This window comes from Vibrio brasiliensis LMG 20546 (genome assembly GCF_000189255.1).
In the GTDB taxonomy this organism is placed as follows: domain Bacteria; phylum Pseudomonadota; class Gammaproteobacteria; order Enterobacterales; family Vibrionaceae; genus Vibrio; species Vibrio brasiliensis.
Window position 1 is genome coordinate 25980 of the sequence record NZ_AEVS01000073.1, and the last position, 23228, is coordinate 49207.

20 protein-coding genes are annotated in these 23228 nt (G+C 45.8%); 11 read left to right on the plus strand and 9 right to left on the minus strand.

Annotation, left to right across the window (positions count from 1 at the left end; genetic code table 11):
* Window positions 1–197: 197 nt before the first annotated feature.
* From RH46_RS13030 to RH46_RS13055, 6 genes are all read left to right on the plus strand, one after another.
* Window positions 198–1166 carry an LPP20 family lipoprotein gene (locus RH46_RS13030; RefSeq protein WP_040895829.1) on the plus strand — a complete coding sequence of 323 codons (969 nt, stop codon included), beginning with the start codon at window positions 198–200 and terminating at the stop codon, window positions 1164–1166.
* Between the two features lie 26 nt (window positions 1167–1192).
* A complete protein-coding gene (locus tag RH46_RS13035) occupies window positions 1193–2212 on the plus strand; it encodes a hypothetical protein (RefSeq protein ID WP_040895832.1) in 1020 nt (339 codons plus the stop codon).
* On the plus strand, window positions 2209–2805 hold the full coding sequence (locus RH46_RS13040) for an LPP20 family lipoprotein (protein WP_006879944.1): 597 nt from the start codon (window positions 2209–2211) through the stop codon (window positions 2803–2805). Before RH46_RS13035 ends, RH46_RS13040 begins: the two co-directional genes overlap by 4 nt.
* Window positions 2806–2868: 63 nt before the next feature.
* Window positions 2869–4341 (plus strand): transglycosylase SLT domain-containing protein, encoded by a 1473-nt coding sequence (locus tag RH46_RS13045; protein ID WP_006879945.1) that lies wholly within the window; start codon window positions 2869–2871, stop codon window positions 4339–4341.
* A gap of 61 nt (window positions 4342–4402) precedes the next feature.
* Window positions 4403–5185 (plus strand): ETEC_3214 domain-containing protein, encoded by a 783-nt coding sequence (locus RH46_RS13050; RefSeq protein WP_006879946.1) that lies wholly within the window; start codon window positions 4403–4405, stop codon window positions 5183–5185.
* Between the two features lie 187 nt (window positions 5186–5372).
* Window positions 5373–7085, plus strand: a complete 1713-nt coding sequence (locus RH46_RS13055) for a methyl-accepting chemotaxis protein (protein WP_006879947.1) — start codon at window positions 5373–5375, stop codon at window positions 7083–7085.
* Between the two features lie 50 nt (window positions 7086–7135).
* Here the strand turns inward: RH46_RS13055 and RH46_RS13060 are convergent, their stop codons facing one another.
* Window positions 7136–7981, minus strand: a complete 846-nt coding sequence (locus tag RH46_RS13060; RefSeq protein ID WP_006879948.1) for a DMT family transporter — start codon at window positions 7979–7981, stop codon at window positions 7136–7138.
* Between the two features lie 271 nt (window positions 7982–8252).
* On the opposite strand from RH46_RS13060, the gene RH46_RS13065 reads away from it, so the two are divergent.
* The 5 genes from RH46_RS13065 to RH46_RS13085 all read left to right on the plus strand — a co-directional run bounded on the left by RH46_RS13065 (window position 8253) and on the right by RH46_RS13085 (window position 13180).
* Window positions 8253–9401 (plus strand): substrate-binding protein, encoded by a 1149-nt coding sequence (locus tag RH46_RS13065; RefSeq protein ID WP_006879949.1) that lies wholly within the window; start codon window positions 8253–8255, stop codon window positions 9399–9401.
* Window positions 9398–11218: a GGDEF domain-containing protein gene (locus RH46_RS13070; protein WP_006879950.1), complete on the plus strand. Its 1821-nt coding sequence runs from the start codon at window positions 9398–9400 to the stop codon at window positions 11216–11218. The genes RH46_RS13065 and RH46_RS13070 overlap by 4 nt, the downstream gene beginning before the upstream one ends.
* A 72-nt stretch (window positions 11219–11290) precedes the next feature.
* Complete coding sequence (locus RH46_RS13075) at window positions 11291–12193, plus strand: homocysteine S-methyltransferase family protein (RefSeq protein WP_006879951.1); 903 nt, start codon at window positions 11291–11293, stop codon at window positions 12191–12193.
* Between the two features lie 91 nt (window positions 12194–12284).
* Window positions 12285–12899 (plus strand): 3'-5' exonuclease, encoded by a 615-nt coding sequence (locus RH46_RS13080; RefSeq protein WP_006879952.1) that lies wholly within the window; start codon window positions 12285–12287, stop codon window positions 12897–12899.
* 5 nt (window positions 12900–12904) lie between these two features.
* Entirely contained in the window at window positions 12905–13180 is a 276-nt protein-coding gene (locus RH46_RS13085; RefSeq protein ID WP_006879953.1) for a nitrogenase-stabilizing/protective protein NifW, read from the plus strand.
* Between the two features lie 28 nt (window positions 13181–13208).
* Here RH46_RS13085 and RH46_RS13090 read toward each other — a convergent pair whose 3' ends face one another.
* From RH46_RS13090 to aer2, 8 genes are all read right to left on the minus strand, one after another.
* A complete protein-coding gene (locus RH46_RS13090; protein WP_006879954.1) occupies window positions 13209–14882 on the minus strand; it encodes a flagellar assembly protein A in 1674 nt (557 codons plus the stop codon).
* 121 nt (window positions 14883–15003) lie between these two features.
* On the minus strand, window positions 15004–16707 hold the full coding sequence (locus RH46_RS13095; protein ID WP_006879955.1) for a fused response regulator/phosphatase: 1704 nt from the start codon (window positions 16705–16707) through the stop codon (window positions 15004–15006).
* A 15-nt stretch (window positions 16708–16722) separates the two neighbouring features.
* A complete protein-coding gene (locus RH46_RS13100) occupies window positions 16723–17022 on the minus strand; it encodes an STAS domain-containing protein (protein ID WP_006879956.1) in 300 nt (99 codons plus the stop codon).
* 40 nt (window positions 17023–17062) lie between these two features.
* Window positions 17063–18229, minus strand: a complete 1167-nt coding sequence (locus RH46_RS13105) for a methyl-accepting chemotaxis protein (protein WP_006879957.1) — start codon at window positions 18227–18229, stop codon at window positions 17063–17065.
* Window positions 18230–18260: 31 nt separating this feature from the next.
* Window positions 18261–19325, minus strand: a complete 1065-nt coding sequence (locus tag RH46_RS13110; protein WP_006879958.1) for a protein-glutamate methylesterase/protein-glutamine glutaminase — start codon at window positions 19323–19325, stop codon at window positions 18261–18263.
* Entirely contained in the window at window positions 19300–19947 is a 648-nt protein-coding gene (locus RH46_RS13115) for a chemotaxis protein CheD (protein ID WP_006879959.1), read from the minus strand. Before RH46_RS13115 ends, RH46_RS13110 begins: the two co-directional genes overlap by 26 nt.
* A gap of 9 nt (window positions 19948–19956) precedes the next feature.
* Window positions 19957–20814, minus strand: coding sequence for a CheR family methyltransferase (locus tag RH46_RS13120; protein WP_006879960.1), 858 nt, complete (start codon window positions 20812–20814; stop codon window positions 19957–19959).
* Window positions 20799–23195 (minus strand): aerotaxis transducer Aer2, encoded by a 2397-nt coding sequence (aer2, locus tag RH46_RS13125; protein WP_006879961.1) that lies wholly within the window; start codon window positions 23193–23195, stop codon window positions 20799–20801. Before aer2 ends, RH46_RS13120 begins: the two co-directional genes overlap by 16 nt.
* Window positions 23196–23228 lie beyond the last annotated feature (33 nt).

Here is a 23228-nt window from a genome sequence, read left to right on the forward strand (position 1 = left end):
ACTATATCGTTGCGCTAATTTTAACCGATATATACCTTACATTCTGTATGTGATTTTGGTTCAAAAAATCATCAAGCAGTACTTTGCCCTCGACACTCCCCCGTCGAGGGCAAAATATTTATCGCTTAATTTTCAACAACTTAAAGTTAATGGGTCATAGATCCCATTGGAACTTATCTGGGACTGGTCATTTAGCTATGAATAAAAAGAGTTTGTTTACAATACTATTTAGTACCGTAACATTAATAGGTTGCCAATCAACCGGCTCACCAGAATGGTATACCAAACCTCCTGTTAATGATGAGGACTATATATATTCAAATGGCAAAGGACGCAGTCTTAACTCAGCCAAGAATTCAGCATTAAGTCAGATAAATTCACAACTTTGGACTCAGGTTGATTCAGATTTTTCTATGAATGAATCATCTAGAACAATTAATGAAAAGTCACTTAACAGCTCTTATATTGACAATAATGTAAATACATCAACAGCTCAGATTTCTTTTAGTGGCATTGAGTACCTAAAATCCGAAGCAAGTGAATATGATTATTACGTCCAGGCCAGAATTAAGCGTGAAACCATAGTTAAACAACTTATTTCCGATATCGAACGTATTGAAAATCAAGCAAAGAATAGACTGCTGGCTCTCAAACATCAGGACAAATTTATTTGGTGGATGGACAACCAAGATCCTGAAAAGCAACTTAGCGATATACAAGTTCGTCTCGCCATTCTTTCCGGGATGGATAAACAAATCGATGTTGACGTTATTTATACGCCACAGCTGATCAAGCAGGTATCAGAAACTGGTTCTGACATTCTGGTTCGTATAGTCAACTCTAAAAACGACCTGAAAAGCTCTGATTTTCTCGCCAGCAAACTGGCCAAGCATGGTGTGATGACAACCAAAAAACGTTCAAAGAAAGTCACACATGCTCTGACTCTAACTTCGGAATATAGGCAAGACAAAATAGGTGAAGCCTTTATTTCAACCAAGCTTACTCAACTCAAACTGATTAACTCACAAGGAAAACTCATAGCCAATAATGAGCTTATTTCCACAGCCAATTCTCTAACCAGCTACAAGCTGTCAAAGGAAGGCGCTGAACGACATTTCTCAGCACAAATAGATGAGTTGGGTTTGTGGCAAGCCATGGGATTTTAATAATAAACATATAAATGGAGTTAGAAATGATAAGAAAAACGTCATTGGCAGTTGGAATTTTGATGCTGCTGGGAGGATGTAAATCACTGTCAGGGCCTGATGTTGTTTGTACGCCGGATACTCGAGTAAATCTTGAAGAAGCAGAAGTCGCGATAAAATCGAGCGAAGATCGAAAAGTAATCGTTCTTCCGGTAGACATCAGTTTTGAAGACTCTGCGGGTGATAAGCTTCGTGCCGTTCTGCGAAATGATCTAGAAGCAAAAATTACTCAGGCAGGAACCGATCTGGTTGACCGTAAACTGGCTGACAAATTACAGAAAGAGATTCGACTGGCAGAGCAAAGCGGACGTTACAATACCAAAGGCGTTCCTATCGCGGATCTGGCTTTGATCACTGAGATAACTTCCAGCGACTTTAACAAGTCTTACAGTGAAGCTAAGTCATTTGTCAACGACGATGGGAAAAGGATCCACATTCCCGCTAAATGCCGTTATTCAGTCGACGTTACCGCCATCACTAAGGTCGTCACCCTTCCGGATATGACCTTAGTTGAACGTATTGAATTAAAAGGCGATCACTCGTTTTCAACTGAAACGCGCTCTTCAAAATGTCCAATTTCATCAGCGGAATACACATCTCTAGCAAGTAAGTCAGTTGCAGAAGCGGTCGACTACAACAGTTCATTAGAAGAGCTTCTTGCTCCAAGTGCACCAATTATTGAACTACGCCAATGTGAGGCGGGAAGTATGGTGAAAATTGGTATGGGTGCCAACAAGAACGTTAAGCCTGGTGCCGAGGTCGCGTTCTCTCGAGTCATGGATGTGGATGGTGAAATGGAAACATTTGGCGTTGGCGAAGGTGAAGTGGTCGACATTCCTCATCATGGGATTAAGCAAAAATACGCTTGGGTCAGCATAAATGAAGAGACTGCACTAAAAGTGAAAAAAGGCGACGCCGCCAGAATCCTTCCTGAAGGATGCTCGATTATCGATGTTGAGTGTCACACCAAAGATATGGGTTTAGAGAAACTAGGACTTAACTTATGAGAAAACTAATTGGCACCTTGGCGATCATCTTACCGCTTACTGCCTGTCAAACCACTCAAACTGTGCAGGAAACGCAGAACTTCGCCCCATGTACTTTCCCTGATTCGCCTGCGGAGAAAGCTCCTGCTTGGGTATGCGATGTTATGCCTTCAGACCTTGTAGCCGGAGCAACAGGTTATGCGAAGAAAAGCGCTGCCGGTATGCCGTTAATGAGAAAAGTGGCGGTGAATAATGCTCGCGTCGCTCTGGCATCTCAGTTCCAGACTGATGTCAGTAACATGTTCAAGCAAGCTGTAGAAGCCAAGGTCAGCACAGATACTCTGGCGGGCAACAGTGAGTCAGTTGTGGAAGTATTCGAGGATGTAACCAAGAACGTGGTTACCCGTTCGTTGAGCAACAGCAAAATCATTGTCAGCCAAGTAAGCCCAAGTGGTGGCCTGTACGTGCTAGTCGGTATGGATCAGCAAGCCTACGACGCTAATATCGACAAGATTACTGACGCAACGAAAGATTCCAAGTTGTGGAACCAATTCAACAACGAAAAAGCGGCTGACGAACTTTCTCAGGCGCTGGAATCTCTTAAGTCAATGTAACCTCCGCCAAGGCTATCTGGACAACCCAGATAGCCTTTTTTATCACCAACAAGGACGTCTGCTGTGAAATACTCTCTCCCTATTAGTGCCTTTGTGTGCCTACTCTCTTTCCATAGTGGATTATCAATCGCTAATGACTCTGCGTTTGAGGAACTAGCGGAGCTCAAACGCAACGCAAATGCTCCATTCGAAGAACAAAAGAAGGAGTTTTACGCTTGGCTGGATAACTATCTTTCAGAATACGAGAGCTGGCGCGATCAATACACCGCGGGCCTAGATCAAAAGAAGCTTGAGTTGATCGATAGCTGGGGAAGTGGTGAAGTTGATAGCAAAACCAAATCTGTTGAATACTCTAAAAACAATCAAACGAAACAAGTCATTGATTATGAGAACAACACCATCACAGTGTCAGCGTTAGTCTCAACGGATGAAGAGCTTCAAAAGGCAAAATCGCAGCTAAGCCAACATCAGCTGACACTCGGTGGACAGACACTAGACCTATCTCAAGCGACTGTTAATCAAGCCTCGGTTCAATACTCGGCTTCAGCTGAAAATAGTGAGAAGAACTTCATTATTGAGCAGACTCTGTCTCAAATGAATGAGCTGGACGTACAGGCAGAAAGGCTGGTTCTCGCTAACACAGGTATCCCTGAATCCTTTATCCGTGAACGAGCCCATACAAAGAAAATAGAGCTACTGAAACACTCTAAAGATCGTATCGCAAACATCGCCCATAAGTATCAACAGAAACGCCGTGAATTCGGGCTACCAGAGCAACCGACTGTTGTTAACGCAGAGCTGGCAAGTGATGACACTTCATCCAAACCGAGCCACACGCCACCGCCTGAACAAGTCGCAAAACAACCAACCTCTCAACAGTTGCCAGAGGCAGAGCAAGCGCCTAAAAAGATAGTTGCTAAGCCGCCAGTAACCCAACCAGTCAAGTCCCACAAACCGAAGACGATTGTCAGTTATACCATCAAGTTACCAGAAGGGAATCTCAAAGCCAGAGCATCTCAATACCAACCGCTTGCAGCAAAAGAGAGTAAGAAATGGGATATTGACCAGGCACTTGTAATGGCAATCATGCACAGTGAATCTGCTTTCCGTCCAAACGCTAAATCTCATATTCCTGCATTTGGTCTTATGCAAGTTGTACCAACCAGCGCTGGACATGACGTAAATAAGAGAATTCATAATATCGATTCTCCGATGCCCGTTCAGGACCTCTATCAACCACCGAAGAACGTCGCAACAGGAACCGCGTATCTGCACATCCTTAACGATAAGTACTTACGTTCAATTAAGGATGATAAGAGTCGTTTGTATTGTGTTATTGCTGCCTACAACACTGGTGCGGGAAATGTAGCTAGAGCGTTCAACCCTGATCGCTCCACCAGCATTAAGAAAGCAGCAAAAATCATCAATACCATGTCTCCTCAGCAAGTCTATGACCATCTGGTCGCTAACTTGCCCTACGACGAGACCAAGAATTACTTAAGAAAGGTGAACAGTCGAATCGCGCTTTATATGTAGTTTGCCCGGCTCCCTCAAACAATCAGCAATAACATCGACACTAAATTGATTAGGAACAGACATGGAACAGACCACGACTAGCCCAGACGAAGCAGTGATAACCCCACCAGGCTCGGTAAAAGACAAAATCAAAGCACAGTGGGCCAAAATGATCGCCTTAGTTTCGATTGTTGCTATCGCTCTGGGAGGCTTGAACGATACTCTGGATGCAATTGACAAGGTTACTGATATCGTATTATCAAAATTTACCGACATCCCTTCGCAGTCAAATCTGGAAAAGGTCTACATCAGGGCATCTGCCGACGTTCTTGAAGAGACTTTTGGCGCGCCTGTTTATATGAAAACTTCCTATACAGGTGACGTCATCCGCTACTATAAAGATAACCGCTTTATCATTTCAGCTATCGTTAAAGAAGGGTACATTGCGGCCTACTTAGTTTTCCCTGACCAAAGCTTTACTCCAAATACATTCGAACATGCTGGTGGTGAAGCTCTACTGTCAGTACCACTGGCGGCACAAGAATCGGTCAGTGAACTTAAAGCGAATGTATCGACAACCATTACATATTACATTGAAGCAAACCCGGCAGGAACTTTCAGTAACCTCTATGCCTCTATTTCTGGTTATAGTCAGTTCTTAGGTCCACTAGACCCACAAAGTAAACAGCAGCTGTTTAAGCTTGCCGAAGAATTGGTACTTGATGACCTTTCGACCACCACCATTGAATCGGTCCGTCAAAAATTAGTTCCCAACTTCTTTGGCTACAGCACACTAAGTCTGGTCACCTTAGAACAAGCGGTTTTATCTCAATCTGAGTACCGTTTAATTAATAAAGAGGGCTAGCTATAAATATGAAACAAACCCATTGAGACCGTTTCATTGATCTATATGAAAGTATGCGCTTGGTAACACTTCAGTTCTAATTCGTATCGAGTACGCCAAATCAATGATCTGAATCAATCAATCGAAACGACCAATTCGTTCAACTTATCTAATATTAGAAAAAACAAATATTAGATGAGGAATCACTATGACAGTTGCGCTTGAGCACAAATCGGAATCTGTCCCGATGAACAATAGCGGGGGAATGGCTGCGTTATTTGCCAAGGTCAGTACCAAACTAAAACTGGCTATTCTACTCACCTTGGTCGCTTTCCTCGTATTGGGATACAAAGGTATATCCGGAATGCAAACCTCCGCTGGCTATATCGAAGAGCTGTATAGTCAGGGGATGCAGCATACTATTCGAACCAGTCGGGTAATCGATGAACTAAGCGCAGCACGCAGTGCTTTATTACTCTCTTTTCAACACGCTCCCTCTTCTCAAACGGCTTCGATGCACGACCATCCAGTGCAGTTCCATATCGATCAGATACAGGCGTCACTAAAAACCTTACACCACATCATCGACAATGAGCTGTTGAAGTCCAAGTTGGAAGGTGATGAACAAACCCTAGTCACGAACCTGGCTAAGATTATTGACGATATTACTGATCAGGGCTTTGAACCTGCCATCGCAAAATTAAATGCGGGGGATTTCAACGGCTCAAATTTCATTCTTCTAACCAAAATCAACCCTCTATTCAGCGAGGCTTATAAACTCGCCGAAACCTTCTTCGCAATGCAAGTCGAAGAAGGCAAAGAGAGCTTCATGCAGGCCAATGAAAATACCAGCCATTTTATTATCGTTGTCAGTGCCATTACCCTAGTTTCTTTAGTCGTGATCATTGGTCTGTCGATATTAGTAATGAAGCGCATCAACATTGCTGTACAACAACTGGAAACATCGTCAGAGCTCATTGCCAAAGGGGATTTAACCCAACGCTTACACTTAGGCGGCAATGATGAGTTTTCTCATATTGGAGAGTCGGTAAACAACATAGTGACCAGCTTCCAACACGTAGTCCAAACCAACCGCGACTCGATTAGCCAGTTAGCTCGTTCTGCAGAGGAGAGCTCGGCGGTATCTGTGCAAACTAAGCAGAACATTCTCACTCAGCAGTCACAAACTGAGCAGATTGCCACCGCAATTAACGAATTTACCGCGACGGTGCATGAAGTCGCTCAAAGCGCATCTTCGGCAGCCCAAGCTTCCGAACAAGCGGATCAAGCGGCTGAAAGTGGCCAGAGTGTGGTGATAGAAAGTATTCAATTGATTGAGAAACTGTCGCAAGAGATGCAGGAGTCGGTCGATTCGATGCACCAACTGGCACAGCACTCAGAAGAAATTGGCAGTGTTGTTGATGTGATCCAGGGGATTTCAGAGCAAACCAACCTGTTAGCTCTCAATGCCGCTATCGAAGCGGCTCGTGCTGGCGAGCAGGGTCGAGGATTCGCAGTGGTCGCCGACGAGGTCCGCACTCTGGCGAGTCGAACTCAAGAATCCACTCAGGAAATTCTGCAAACAATACAAAGATTGCAAAACGGTAGTCGTGAGTCGACTCAGCGCCTGGAAATCGGCGCTCAAAATGCACAATCAACTGTAGAGAAAGCCCGTGAAGCGGGTGATGCGCTCAACCTGATTAAGGCAAGCGTCGATCAAATCACTGCGATGAATGTCCAGATAGCCACTGCCGCTGAGCAGCAAAGCCTGGTAACGGAAGAGATCAACAGCAACATATCGAGCATCAGCGAGATCTCAAATCAAACCGCAGTGGGCGCAGAACAGAGTAGCGCTGCAACTCAAGAGCTAGCAGAGCTTTCAGAACTGCTTAATCACGAAATCGAGCATTATAAAGTCTGACAATAAACACCTGACTCAGTGCTCGTTCGCTGAGTCAGGTAAACGGTTCCTTAAGACCTGCCCTTAGCCACAAAGATCACCGCGATACCACTTAAAACAAGTAGCGCAGCGATCACGGACTCGAATGTGATCGACTCACCCAAACCAATACTTCCCGCAGCAAACGCAATTACGGGCACACTCAACTGAGCGACTGATGCTTGCAGTACTGATATCTGTTTGACCACGCGATACCAAAGAATATAGCCGAAGCCAGATGCAAAGATGCCAGATAATAGCGCCCAGCCTATACCTTCAGCAGTAATAGTAGAGGAGTTAACCAGCCAGGGGCTAAACAAGGCGGCAATCACGCTGGCAAGTACAAAGCCATGGGTAATCGACAAGGATGGTGAAGACGCGCTGCGTCCTAACAGGGTAAACGCTGCCCAGCAAATACCGGACAACACCATCAATAGCGCGGCCCACAAACTAGGTGTTTGAGCAGACGGCAGCATAAGGGTGACAAACCCACTGACCGCGACAGCAATCCCTGCCATCTCAACCATTTTCAGACGTTGTCCCGAAAGCACATGGAAAGCGACCAACGCCAGCTGAACCATACCAAACAGAATCAAGGCACCTGTTCCAGTGGTTAATTGGGTATATGCGTAAGAGAAACTCACTGCATAACCGAACAATGCGATACCGCCCCACCAGCTTAGCTTATTGGTGATAAAAGCGATCTTGAACTCTCGCCGAATCAACAGGATCAACGCTAAGGTAATCGCACCTGATAACAGGCGAATAAAAGTAAATGAACCTGGGTCAATCGTCTCACCAGAAAGTGCAAAACGACAAAAGAATGAGTTGGCAGCAAAAGCCATTAACGCCAGTACTAGATTGATTGAATTAGACATGTTTGATCCTGATAAAGTCAGGCTCAGTATACCGCCTGACTATAGCGGCGATAGCACAAATGATTCTGACTGATGCTTTCTAACTATAACGAGTGAAGACAGCGAGCCTTCATAACTCCTTGTTATGGCGTCAATACCTGTGTGGCTAATGCTAAACGAATAGATTAGTGATTATCTTGGTTTTCGCCTTTTATCCATTAATAACTGTATTACTCTTATTACTAGGGGACGCATAACTTTTAGCAATAAATCACCCTAAGGATAGGCAACCATGTTTAGACCACAATGGTTAACCATTTTGTTCGTGATGTTTTTAGTGAGTTGTTCTGAACCAAAACAACCAATCAGAGTTGGTGCTGTACTTCCTCTGACTGGAACATTCAGTGTTTATGGACAACAAGCTCTCAGAGGTGCTCAGTTAGCCGTCGAGCAAATCAATCAGCAGGGTGGAATTGATAACCGGCAGATTGAACTCATTGTTCGTGACAACAATACCGATCCGGCAAAGACCGTACTTTATTCACGCGAACTTATCGAACAGCATGATGTTTTGGCGTTGATGGGCCCAGTGAGTTCCTCGTCTCGCTACGCGATGAGTGAGATCGCCAGTAAGTTCAAAACTCCCATGATGTATGGCATCGATTACGAAGGTCGCCATCATAATGATTACCTGATTTGCTACAGCACCATCCCCGAACATTACGTCGATCCGGTCATCCCTTTCTTTATCGAAACCGATAAGAAAAGCTTCTATATTTTTGGCTATGACTATATCTGGCCTCACCGTATGGCTAAACGAATCCAACAGTCTGTAGAGCAGAATCAGGGAAGCCTCAATGGGATTGAATTCACGGCTTTTGGGGTAAAGGATTATGGCAAAACCTTGGCACGTATTCAGTCGTCAGGAAGCGAGGTTCTAATGCTCATCTTACCCGGTCAGGATGGCTTTGAGTTTATTCGTCAGTTTCGCCGCTATGACTTTGATCGCCAGATAGAGATTGTTGCCTTCGCCGCTGATGAAACCTACCTAAATGCACTAGAAATGGAGCAACTGGAAGGGATCTACACGGCCCTTCATTTTATCAGTCAACGCCAGTCTGACTCTGCACAAAAATTTATCAGCGATTATCGCCAACTTCACGGTGATGATGCGGTAGTTACCTATTCATCAAAATCTCATTATGACCTGATCAATTTACTCAAAATGGCAATAGAACAGTCTGATCCTATCACCAAGCAGAACGTCATGGACAATCTGCACGGTCTGTCGATGTACTCTGGCGAGGAACGTATTTATCTGCGTGAAGACCATCACTTTGATCTGCCAATGTACCTAGGGCAGTTTCGTCAGGGGGAGCTATCTGTTGCTAAAGAGTTTGGGGTGATTAGTCCCCATGATCAACGACAAGGAGAGCAATGAATAGACTGAGCTACAGAGTATTCTTGCTATTTTTGCCATTGATCGTCTGCATCTTTCTGTTCGGTTATGGCTATTTTTTAGCAAGACAAAGCCTGATGCTTGAACACATAGCGCAAGCGAGCAAAATTGCCGTGGCGCAAAGTGCAGACTACATTCGCTTCTCATCCGAAACCAGCGTGGCTGAGTTTGATGAAGTAAGCTCTCAAATTCAGCAATGTTCCCCACAACAAAGCGAAAATATCGCAAACAAACTGGCTAATGCGTTGAGCTTTTCATCCGGTTTTTCTGCCCTGTTTCTATCGGATCTGAACGGGCGAGCCACGCAATTTGTTCTATCCGCAAACCCAAGTAATCGTTACGTACTTCGTCGAGAAATAAAGGGCAAAACAATCCTTAGTAACAAAACCTTATTGTTACTAAGACAGTCATTCACGCGCTGGCAAATTGATGGGCCAAAACGCGAAGCGCAACAGAAACAACTGCTTGAAAAACTTTCAGCCCTCAATGCTCGTGGTGAAGAGAACTCTTTTTCGAGCCGGGAACTGACGCAAAATCTGGTGCAAATACGTCGAGGAAAACACCTTCCTAAAGCAATCGCAACCCTGGCAGATGAATCAAGTATTGCTAAGTTAGGGCTGATTTATCACAACTCAACCTACTTTTTCTCGCGCCCGCTGATCGACTGTGAACAGAATTTGTCAGGTTTTTATACCGTAGTGTTAGACAGAACCCTTCTCGATCAACAATTACTAAAGGTAAAGCAAAGTTTTCGCGAACAAGGCATTCAGTCGGTTGATATCGCCATTGTTCGTAACCGAGATCAGCACATCATCTCCTCCACTCATTATCTCAATCCGGTACGATTGAAAAAATTCAAACTGAATGACAATGAAGAGCCAATACTACGCAGGGATTTAGGGGGAATGTTGACCAATCAAAACGTTGTATACAACCTGACGCAAGACCTAATTTTTCAATTCCGTTACTTCAATAATCCGACCAATAACAATGATAAGACAGGTATTAGCGTGGCATTGTTTGTCGACGCGAATGAAATAGAGCGAGAGACACAAGTGATCAGGCACGAAGTAAGTATTTACATCATGATCACCATGGCACTGTTTATCGTGCTGCTAATTCTCCTGTCACGAATCGTTACCATGCCCATTGTTAAGCTTCAGAAACAGGTCAATGCCCTTAGTGCAGGGTTCTACCCTCACTCGCAGCGTACCGAGCGTAATGATGAAATTGGTCGCCTACTGAATGCGTTTGAAGATATGACCAACAACCTACGTATTAAGGAGCGACAACTCATCAAACTGTCTCAGTTTGATCCGCTCACCAATATCTTTAATCGCCGTGCACTGATGGACGCTGTAAACATTATCGCCGCGAAGCAAAGCCAATCGTCTGCAATCTTGATGCTCGATCTGGATAACTTTAAGAGCATCAATGACAAATATGGTCACGCGTGTGGTGATGACGTCCTTATTAACGTCGCTAACTTAATCAAAAATGAAATCCGCAGTAGTGATATTTTCGGTCGAATGGGTGGAGAAGAGTTCACCGTCGTACTGCCTGATACTAACTTAGAGACCAGCCTGCGCATTGCTGAACGGATTCGTAAATCCGTCGAGCTCAACCTTGGCGATGTTCTTATACAATATGGTCCCCCAGCCGCAATCACCGTCAGTATCGGAGTTAGCATGTGGCAGGATGGTAACTTTTCTAAAGCGCTTGCTAAAGCGGATAAGCATTTGTACCAGGCCAAACACAGTGGCCGAAATCAGGTTGTTTATCAGGGCGAAAAGCGCTAGTTTGTCGCAAGAGTTTATCCCGACATCAAGTCGCTGAACGACTCCGTTAGCACACAGACATTCAGGTGATATATGAAGCAGTTAACTATCCTAGATGGTGGTATGGGGCGCGAGCTCCGTCGACTTGGCGCTCCCTTTTCTCAACCGCTTTGGAGTGCTCAGGCCCTGATTGAGTCGCCTCAACATGTCCAGCTCGCCCATCAACACTTTATTGATGCAGGCGCAGAAGTCATTATTGCTAACAGTTACGCTTGTGTGCCCTTCCACCTTGGAGAGGATTTATATCAATCCGATGGCGCCAAATTGGCTAGTCAGGCTGCACAAATCGCCAAGCGTGTTGCCAGCCAAGCCGACCATCCAGTGCTGGTAGCAGGAGCAATTCCTCCTGCATTTGGCAGCTATAGACCCGATCTTTTCCAACCGCAACGAGCAAAAGAAATCTTCACCACTCTGTTTGAAGCACAAGATAGCGAAGTGGATATTTGGATTGCAGAAACCATCTCTAGTCTTGAAGAATTTCACGCTATTCAATTGGTACTGAGTCGCACCTCTAAGCCCTGCTATTACGCATTTTCTCTTCAGGATACTCTTACCGATAGCGCAGTGCTTCGCAGTGGCCAGAGCGTAAGTGACGCAGCGTTGCAAGTGTGCCAATCTGAAGGACAAGGGATTTTCTTTAACTGTTCGATACCCGAGGTGATGTCGCAAGCGATTTGCGACGTCAAACAGGTCATGGACAAAATGGGAACAGAGATAGAGATTGGTGTGTATGCCAATAACTTCGCTCCAATAGGCAATCAACATCAAGCCAATGAGTCCATGCAGACCATGAGAGAGCTTTCACCACAAGATTATCTGAACTACTGTCAACAGTGGTATCGTCTTGGTGCGACCACTATCGGTGGATGTTGTGGCATTGGTCCGGAGCATATTCAAGCTTTAAGCGACTGGAAAAAGCGTTTCTCGACCACCTAAACGATTCCAGATCTTGATGATTAACACTAACAAGTGTTTAATCCTCTCCCTGAAAGCGCTTTGCTGCTCACTAACCTAACTAGGAACATTCATGCCAACAGCCAATTCTGTCATTGTTCTCGACTTTGAAACCACTGGGTTATCACCAAATATGGGTGATCGCGCGATTGAAATCGGTGCCGTAAAGCTCATCAATGGTGAAGTTGTCGATACCTTTCAACAGTTGATGAACCCGGGCTTTCGCGTCAGTTCTTTTATTGAGGGCTATACCGGGATCACCAACGCAATGTTGGCCAATGCACCTAGCTGCGAAGAGGTAATGTCTCAGTTCCATAGTTTTATTGCAGACGATAACCTCGTTGCTCATAACGCCTCTTTTGATAAGCGTTTTCTCGATGCTGAATTTGACAGAATAAATAAAGATTATCTTGGCGATTTTGCTTGCTCTCTGCTGGTTTCACGTCGTCTAAATCAAGATGCACCCAGCCATAAACTGGGTGATCTGGTCCGCTATAAGCAGATCGACAATGATGGCGTATTCCACCGAGCGTTAGCGGATTCACAAATGACTGCCAAGCTATGGCTATTGATGCTGGAAGACATTGAACAACGCGGCATAAGTGAGCCTTCGTTTAGCTTGATGCAGAAAATCAGCAAAACCAGCAAAGGGGCGATTGGTAAGTTACTTGAGCAACAACGCGGCTAATAACGATGAGCCAATTAACGTTTCAGCAAACGCTGGACAGTTTTACCAGCATTGAGCAAGCACTGGACTATTTTGAAATTGGTTATGACAGCAAGTTCATCGACCAGTATCGTGTCGAGCTGGTCAAACGCTTCAATGGTTATTTGATTTTAGAAAAACCGCAGGATTGGTTTGCCGGTCGGAGAGCCCTGAAGAACGCTTATTGTAAGGTCCAACGCAGTCGTCTGGATAAACACAGCCGCTCAGCATGTCGCGGCTGTACTTCATGTCAGCGTCGTTAGGTGCTGATAAGGTGGGTAGAAACGGGAGTTACTCTTCCTGATCGAGATCTTCTTCATCAAACATCGAAGAGCGATTGATTTCATATTGATTGAAAGTGAAGATACTGGCGCCGCGAACACGCTTAGTCACTACTTTCTCATCGCCAAACTGAACCGTAACATGAGTGTATACCTTATTCTTAGCCTCTAAGGTACTCTCTGCCAGTGCGACTTCCAACTCTTGCTCATTAGTATCACGGGCATGTTTAACCTTTTCCAGATAAGCATTGGCTTCCTGCTTATCCTGTTCCAGTTTCTGCTCTTGTTCTGGTGTCCGTTCGGATTTTGGAATCTTCTTGAATTCAAGCTCTTTGCGGATGATGCCCATGGTACCTTCCTGAGCCTGAGTGTACTGTTCTTTGAGCTTAGCTTGGCGCTCTTTGTACATCTGATAGCGGGCAAAGACATGAACATAAGTGGCTGTATCCCCCTCAACACCGAGGTTAACGCAGCTCACCTTGCCGCCAACTTTCGCGCTTCCACCACTTAAGGTGCCCTGCTTTTCAGCTGCATCACAAACCACTAAATCATGACCACAGCGAAGATCATTACTCATACAGTGAACGCTAAGATGGATATCGTTGGCCGCCTGTAGCTCGGCAAACTGGGCATAGTTGGCAGTAATCGAACCACCAGATTTAACGATGCAACTCTTCTTATCACCTTCAGAAACATTATGACCAATGATCCCTTTTGCGACTTCAATATCACCCTGAACCTGAACGTCAGCTGACTCAATAAATCCACCAACCGTAAGTGACCCTGTGGCTCGCACAACCATATCCGACTCGATATCACCAAGTACTACGACATTCCCCTTAAACTTAACGTGGCCTGTAGCAACACCAATAGTAGGGATACACAGCGCATCTTCGACTTCAACACCACGCTCTTTGATGATAGGCATACCAGACACTTCAGCAATAAGAAGATTAGGATCATCAGGAGAAACAATTGTGCCCTTACCTGGTTTAAGCACAGCATCATTACCTGGTTTAGGTGGAATGACTTTGCCAGTCACTGTCATGCCCGGCGTACCTTTGGTTGCCGGTGTCCGCTTCATTACTGGCGCATTCTGAGAAACGTTAATGGTCTCGCCGAGGTTAAGCATATCGACTTTACCGTTAGTTTCTTTGGGGGCGAGGATTTGCTTGGTTGGGTCTTTAACCAGAGGAGTGAATTTGGCATCAACCCCCTGAATCGGTTGTTTGCCTTGCGCTACCGGCTGAGTGAAGGTTTCACCGGGCTTTAGCTGGTGGCTCATGACGAGCACTTTTTTTAGCGCGAGCTTATTAATACCTTTTGTAACATGCATCTGCGCCAGTGCGTGAACAATTTGAGGCCCTTTAAGCGGTAAACCTTTATAGGCACCAGTGACCACCATACTGGCAAGCATATCGTGGTCAGAAAGGACGACCTCAACGGACGCATTCCGTACTTCAGCAACGGTGATGCCGACATACGACTCGCTTTTCATCTCTTTTGCGCAATGAATAAAACGTGCCACTTCATCTTCGAGCACAAACAAGTCTCCGGCACCAAGTGCCGACAATGCTTCACTCAACCCACGGGTATCAAAGTTTTTGTCCACCGTGATGTCGGGTGATAATTTAGCGATAACTTGTTTGTTATCATCAGCAAAAGCAACAAACTTATCCCACATGCCATTCTGCCTTTAGGTACTGTCTAGGCCGAGTGTATAAAATTAATCTCCATCACTGTATCAGGAATGTGACAATTTAAGGCGTACATCACTAGATGGCGTTTTTACACTGTAAATAACGTTAGCTGGAGCTCGGAAAGTGATGAGCTGCTTTGAGCGAATATACCGCCGTTACACTACGACCCTGTTTAGAATACTCTAATGAATCACATAATTCGGAAGCAAGAACAATGCCGCGACCGTGGGTAAGTTGCTGTTTTTGCTGATGGGAGCCATAGTCTTTTTGGTAATCAAAGCCTTCGCCATTATGCTCTAATTCCATAACCAACTTTTCTTCTTTGGGTAAAAAGTCGATCGTTAACTCAGCCCACGCGCTGTCTTCCAGGTCTTTGAGTTTTTCTTCTCTCAACTGATAAAACAAGAAGAAGCCATCTGGCTCTTCTTTGATTGCGGAGTCCAGTCGCAGTAAGCCATGCTCTATCGCATTGGCAAACAGTTCAGACAAAACAGAACACACCAAATCTAAATGCACACCACCGTGCAGTATTCCCGCGACAAACTTACGTACTTCAATCATCACGGACACGTTGCGCAGTACTTCTCCATCTAAGCGTAGCTTAGATTGACTGGGAATTTGATTGATATGAGTGCCATTAGGCGGTGGTTCCTGGATATTACCATTCGAAATAGGAAATCTCATCGCAAGAATAGACAGGTCATCTCCGACCGACTTGTTAGCGAACTGACGCACTGAGTCGTACAGGGTTGGGATAATGGCTCTGTTGCTGTTAAAAGCCCGCTCGAGGCGTTCCTGACCAAATTGTTCGCCCTCTTCATTAACTGCCTCAATCACACCGTCGGTGTAACAAATAATTTGTTGGTCAGGCTCCAGTTTAAAGTGAACCAAATCCGATTCAAATTCATGCGGCTGCAACACACCTAACGGCATATGGGTCGAAGTTAAGCGACGCACTATGGTGCCATCCCGGTCAATCAAATAACCATCAGGCAACCCACCACCCCACCAGGAAACTTCGAATCCATTCGCACGCACCTCAAATATGCTGGCCGCCAGCATCATGCCCATCGGCAGGAATCGCACCAGAACTTCATTAATCTCTCGCGCGATTTCGCCCAGAGACAACCCTTTGGCCGCCATTGAGAAAAAAGCGCGTGTTGCTGGTATGGCAGAGATTGCCGCAGGTAAGCCGTGGCCAGTCGCATCGGCGATCATCACATAGACACCGCCATGGGGGCGATTAGCGACCACGATTAAGTCGCCGTTAAACACCGTTGATGGAGTTGAGAGGTAGTTAATGCCGAATATGCTTTTGACCTGCGAGCTCATTTCAAGCATCAGATTGGAGAAGATCGACTCGGCAATTGCGTAGTCGTAACGAACCTGTTCATGAAACTGACTTAGCTCATCTCGCTGTTCCTTAACCTCACTATGCATCTTCGCAATGCGGTAATGAGCCTGCACTTTTGCCAATAAAACACTTCGCTCAACAGGTTTTAGAATAAAGTCATCACCATATTTTAAGCAGCGTTCGAACGAAGCGTGATCGTCCAGTACAGTGAGAAAGATGATCGGCATATGGACTTCAGGAAAAGCCTGCCTTATCTCTTGCGCGGTGGTAATACCATCTTTTACTGGCATCATCACATCGAGCAAAATCACATCGGGCAACGCGTCCATCTGAGACATCGCCTCGACAACACCCTCACCATTTTCAAACGTGCTCACAACTTCAGAGAGATGACTGAGCATATAACGGCATAGCTCTCTGTTCGTAGCATGATCGTCAACAATCATTACATGCATACGACCTCCTCAGGTTTACTCGATGACAAATTTTTTGTCGAAGCGAGATATCGTCAAAATTTTTCTAACTTGCGGCAGCGTATTAGTTATTTTGATCATGCCATCGTCCTGGCCGAGGTAGTTATGCATATTGAGCAGCATGCCTAAGCCAGCACTGTCGATATAGTCAACTTTTCTAAGATCGATGGTGAAACGAAACTCTTGTCGATCGTTATAGCAGCGTCTGAAATCCTGTACCAAATTGAAGCCAAAAGCGCCTTCAATCAAAATTGTGATATGTTTAGCGGCAGAGTCTACCTGTGCTTCTACTGACATGTTATTCCCCTTTCTCTCTGCTTAGAGACTACCCAAGTGTTCAGAACAGCTCGACTTCGCCTTCATCAATACTCTCTTGAGAAGCTGCTGGAGCACCTCGATTGTCTATCTCTGCCTGTAACTCAACTAACGCGAGTGTGAAGTCATCAAGCTCAATCTTGTTATTTGTCCATTGCTGACAAAGTTCAGAAAACTGCTCCAGGTAATTGACGGTCTGTTTTGCATAGTCACCTTGCTGAACAATGATGTCGGCAAACTGTAGAGCGCGGATACCGTTGTCGACTTGGGCATGCAGCAGATCCCCACTCGAGCGGATTTTTTGCACTTCCTGCTCGACAGTGACGTTAACCTGCTGTACCCCGCGGAGCATTTCATCCACTTTTTCTTTTGACTCAATCGCTTCTGTCATATCAATCGACGCCATTTCACCAACGGTTTTATTGGCTTCCTGAACGGTTTGCTGGGCGACGCTGATCTCTGATTCAATCTGAGTATTAAGCTCTTCGGCTTTGACCGACAGGTTGCGAACTTCCTGAGCAACCACGGCAAAGCCTCTTCCCGCGTCACCAGCACGCGCTGCTTCAATGGCCGCATTCAGAGCCAGTAAGTTAGTCTGCTCAGAAAGCCCGCGAACCTGTTCTAGTAAACGGAATACCGCATCAAGCTTGTCTGACATATCATGAATACTGTGCACCGCAGAGATACTCTTCTCTGACACGTCCACAAGCGTATCAACAAACTGACGAATAATGGCTTCAGTTTTCGGTAGCACCTGACTGATATCACTATTGCTATCGCGGTTACCAAGCAGGTTTTCGACCAGCTCTGCGGTAATCTGGTTTTGTTGTTCAGCCAGTTTTTGCAGTTCGAAATAGCTTTCATTGAGTGTCTCAACGGACTCATCAACCACACTTCTCTGATGATCCAACGGGTCTCGCAGTTGCTGAGACAGAACATTGATCAAGGGATAAACTTGATCTGGCTTGCCACCCGATTGTGTTATCTCGCTGGTTATCGACGCTTGCTCACTTGGTTCGCTTTGATTCATCTGCTTAGGCATCACTATCCAAGGGATAGCTGCCGCGAGAACGATCAGGGCGACATGGGCAACAGAGGAAGACATACTCACTGCGATCGACAACAGTAGAACCTGCAGGCCAACAGCGATGAAGTAGCGGGTTTTTATTTTGCTTAATGTTATTTTCATCGGTATTCCTTGATGTTGTGAGCCCAGACAATCAATCCGCTGACAAATAGTGACAGATCTGCTCTGCGACGTTGTTTAAATCAACGACAGCCATTGCTGCATCCATTTCTACTGCGACACGAGGCATGCCCCACACCACAGATGACGCTTTATCCTGAGCAATGGTTTTTGCGCCCTGCTCTTTCATTCGAAGCATGCCTCTCGCGCCGTCTTGCCCCATACCAGTAAGAATCACGCCAATCGATTTTTTCCCCACAGTTTCGGCGACCGCATCAAACATCACGTCAACTGAAGGCTTGTGTCGGTTTACGGCTGGTCTGTCATCGAGTTGGCAATAGAGGTGAGTTCCACGTCGAACAACAACAATATGTTTGTCGCCGGGTGCTAGATAGGCGCAACCATTGACGAGTGGCGCGCGGTTTGAGGTCAGTTCTTTAACCTGGATTTCACTATGCTCATTGAGGCGCTCAGCAAATGAAGACGAGAACATTGCGCTGATATGTTGAGTAATGATCACAGGGGGAAGCCCTGCAGGTAGCGCCGACAAAACCTGCTTGACCGCTTCGGTTCCACCTGTTGATGCACCAATGGCGATCACTTCAACCTTATGACTATGTTTAGGAGCCACAAGCTTAACCGATGGCGGCGTTGGCGACGCTGAAGTCGAGACGTTAGCTCCCGCCGCCATCTTGATCTTCTCATTGACTAAGGTTTTGTAGTTAACCATCTCAGCAGTGCTATCAACCGCTGGTTTGGGGAAGTAATCCACAGCGCCTAATTCCAGCGCCGCGAGCGTCGGCTCTGCGCCATGCTGAGTCAGCGTCGAGATCATCACAACAGGCATAGGTCTTAAACGCATCAAATTCTTTAAGAACTGAACCCCATTCATCTTCGGCATTTCAATATCAAGCGTTAATACATCAGGGTTGTGCTGCTTGATCAACTCTCTTGCCTGAAGGGGATCCTCAGCCATTGCGACCACTTCCAATTCTGGATCTGAGTTGATCAGTTGTTGTAGTAAGGCTCTGAATACTGGTGAATCATCAACGATCAATACTTTTATTTTTTCATTAAAACAGCTCCACGTCATCGTCATGTGGGCGATGACTTTCCCTATCCAACTGACTGGCGTATTTTTCTTCTTGGTGTTGTAGCAGGTGTACTTCGGTAAATGGAATCCGTTTAAGCCACGCTTTACCGCTAATCGGGTCAAAGATAACCTTTCTGGGCTCAAGACCTCCGAGATCCTGCCCGGTCACATGCATCCCTTCTTGTTGAATGTAATTGAGAATAAATGCGACGTTTTTTTCTCCTACCATAGAGTTGCGCCCTAGCATTTGCGCCCCTCCGAACAACTTAACCTGTAGTGATGAACGCTTAGCACCTCTGGCGATCATAGCGTTGAGCAACATCTCCATTGCATAACTGCCATAACGTGAGGCGGTGGAAATAACCTCTTCCGGTTTCCAGGACTTAAGTTGAGACTTGCTATCAAAAGGCAGCAGGAAGTGATTCATACCACCAATGCCTGCATCTGCATCCCACATACAGGCAGCAACACACGACCCTAAGCCTGTCGCGATTAACTCGTCATGTGCATCAGTACTGTATATTCCTCCTGGTAGCAGCTTTACGATGTGCTTTTCCTTAGTCGGATGGTAAAAGCGGTTAAAGTGGTCGTTCTCATACTTTGGCGTTGCAAGCCTCGCACCTATCATTGTCCTTGCCTATTTTTTAACGTATATGGTGTGTCCAAGATGGTGGAACAGATCAATGCTCGCTGGCACACTCTCTGAGTGACCGATAAAAAGCACACCATTAGGTTTTAACTGTTGATGAAACCGCTTGATCAATTTTGCCTGAGTCTGTCTGTCGAAATAGATCATCACGTTACGACATGAGATCAGATCGAAAGGTTGGTTAAAGTCCCATTTCTCCAGCAGATTTAATTGACGAAACTGGATGTACTTCTGCAGTCCAACACGACATTTAATGTTGCCCTGCTGTTGTCCGGTACCGCGAACAAAGCCCGGTTTCAGATACTTAGCAGGTATGGTCTTAACCGCTTCGTCGCTATAGATGCCGCGCTTGGCATGTTCCAGCACCTTAGTATCGAGATCCGTTGCGATAAGCTTAATATCTTCGAACTGATTAAATGCCTGAGCCCAGTGCAGCGAAGAGACAAAACTGTATGGCTCTTCGCCTGTTGAACAACCTGCCGACCAGATTCTTACCTTTTCAAGCCCCTGCTCTCGCCACTCTTTCAGCAATACCTTTTCCAAAAATTCGAAGTGGTGATATTCGCGAAAGAACTGCGTTTTGTTCGTCGTTAAACAGTTAATAAAATTGGATTGCTCGGCCGGATCCTGTTCGATGATTGGCCGATACTCGCTAAAGCGGCTTAGACCTAGTCGCCTTAACTGGCGACTAATACGGCCATAAACCATGGTTCTTTTTCGATCTGAAAAGAAGATGCCGACATTTTTGTGCATGAACCACTGAATAAACTTAAAGTCTTTGTCAGTCAGCTCAAACTCGCTGTTGTCCGGCATCGAGTTTTCAGCCTGAACTAGAACTCTTCCCATTCGTCTCCATCCTCTTCAAGCTTGAAGCTAGAGTTGGCAACCTTTGGTGTTCGGATTTCACGAACATTACTATCTCGCCCTTTATCGACTGACTTGGACTCAAAGGTGGTCACATTGTTGTCAGTCGCAAAGAAGTTCATTAGATGAAGCAGTTGCTTACCTTCATCTTTAAGCGACTGACTGGCCGCAGACGTTTCTTCGACTAACGACGCATTCTGCTGAGTCATTTCATCCATGGTGGCGATGGCACGGTTAATTTCATCAATACCGGTAGACTGTTCCTGACTTGAAGAAGCAATCTGCGCGATCAGCTCTGTCACCTTCTCTACCGCGTCGACGATTTCATTAAGGGTTTCACCGGATTCATCAACCAGACGTGAACCTTCATCCACTTTCTCAACACTGTCTTTAATCAGACCTTTGATCTCTTTAGCCGCAGCTGCACTGCGCTGAGCCAGGTTACGTACTTCACCCGCGACTACCGCAAAGCCACGTCCTTGCTCACCAGCACGAGCAGCTTCAACCGCAGCGTTCAACGCCAACAAGTTAGTCTGGAAGGCGATTTCATCAATCACACCAATGATGTCGGCAATCTTCTTACTCGCAGTATTGATCTCAGCCATGGCAGAAACGGCCTGACCAACCACTTCGCCACCTTTGCTGGCTTTCTTGGTTGCGTCGTCTGATAGCTCATTAGCACCTTTAGCGTTATCCGCATTTTGGCGCACTGTCGCTGTCATCTGTTCCATACTTGCCGCAGTCTCTTCCAGGTTCGATGCCTGAGCTTCAACACGCTGGCTTAAGTCATTGTTCCCTTCTGCTATTTCTGTTGAAGCAGTAGCAACACGCGCCGAGGACTGAGTGATTTTGTCGACCATATTGCGCAAATTAAGAATCGAGGTATTTACTGCGTTCGATAGTCGGGCAAACTCACCAGTATTGTCTTCTGGCATGGTGGTATTCAGGTTTCCTTCGGCCACCTGACTCATGACATCAATACACTGACCTAACGGAACAACCATGGTATCGAGCAGATTATTGATGCCGTCGCCTAACTCTTTCATAAAGCCGTTATAGACGCTGGTATCAATACGTTCACTCAAATCACCAGCAATCGCTTTTTGGATCAGTGATTCAACCTGACGCTGACCATCTTGCTGTTCAGTGATATCAACCCACTGAAGTGCGGGACCAATGTAGTTACCCTGTCCATCGCGCATCGCGATACAGGTGAGGTTAAACTCCAATCCACCCACTGCGATATTGGAAGAGAAAGGTAGGCGGTCAGGATTGGTGATAATGTTGCGCTGGTGGCCTGGATTCTTATGGAATACATCAATGTTTTTGCCAACTAAATCACTCGCATCAAAGCCAGGCAAGACTTTCTGCAAGTCACTTTCCCTGCTGCGCAATAAGGTATGCAGAGCCGGATTAAGGTAGGTGATGATACCGTCTTTATCGGCCATCATGATGTTGGTTGTCATACCGGCCACCGCTGAAGCTAATCGACCAATCTCTTCTTCTTTGGCACGTTCCTCTGTCACGTCACGCCATTCAAGCGTGTTACCAATATAGTTACCTTGCGCATCATTGATCGCCGCAACGTTGAGCTCAATCAGGATATCTTTGATGGCAATATCCGTTTTGTAAGGCAAGTTGCCTGGGTCCGCTAGTAGCTGTCGTTGATGAGCCGGGTTGCGGTGGAACTCATCGATACAGCGTCCCATTAACCACTCTTCACTCGCCGTAAAACCAGACCAAACCGAACGCATTGTTGCTTCATGTTTACGGAACAAGTTGATCGTTTCCTGATTGGCATAAGTGATTTGCAGATCTCGATCGATCATAACCATGGCAGTTTGTGCCTGATTAACCGCTGACTGTAAGCGGGTAATGTCATTCTTTTGTTTCAGCGCGTCAGTAACATCAGACCATTCCAGTGTATTACCCACATAAGCCCCGCTGGCATCAATAATGGCACCAACATTCAACTCTATCTTCACATCCTTAACCGTAATGGTTGTGGTGTAAGGTAAATTAGATGGATTGGACAGCATCTGTCGCTGGTGACTTGGGTTGGCATGGAACAAGTCGATGCAGTAGCCAAGTAAAAACTCTTCAGTAGCCTGGAAGTTAGGCCAAATCGACTGGAACAGAGCTTCATGGGTCTTAAGCAAATCTACCGATTTCTGATTGAGATAGGTGATATTAAAATCACGGTCAATCATCATCAGTGCTGTTTGAGCTGCATTAAGCGCCGATAGTAATTGTTCCTTCGATATCCCTTGTTCTTCTTCAGGTTCGAACTCGTCGGTTAGCGTGTCCTGCGTTGGTGCTACGAATTGAGCAGCAGGCTCTGGGTGTTTATTCCAAAATGCCATGAGTTACCTCTCACTGGTTGCTTCTTCTGACGT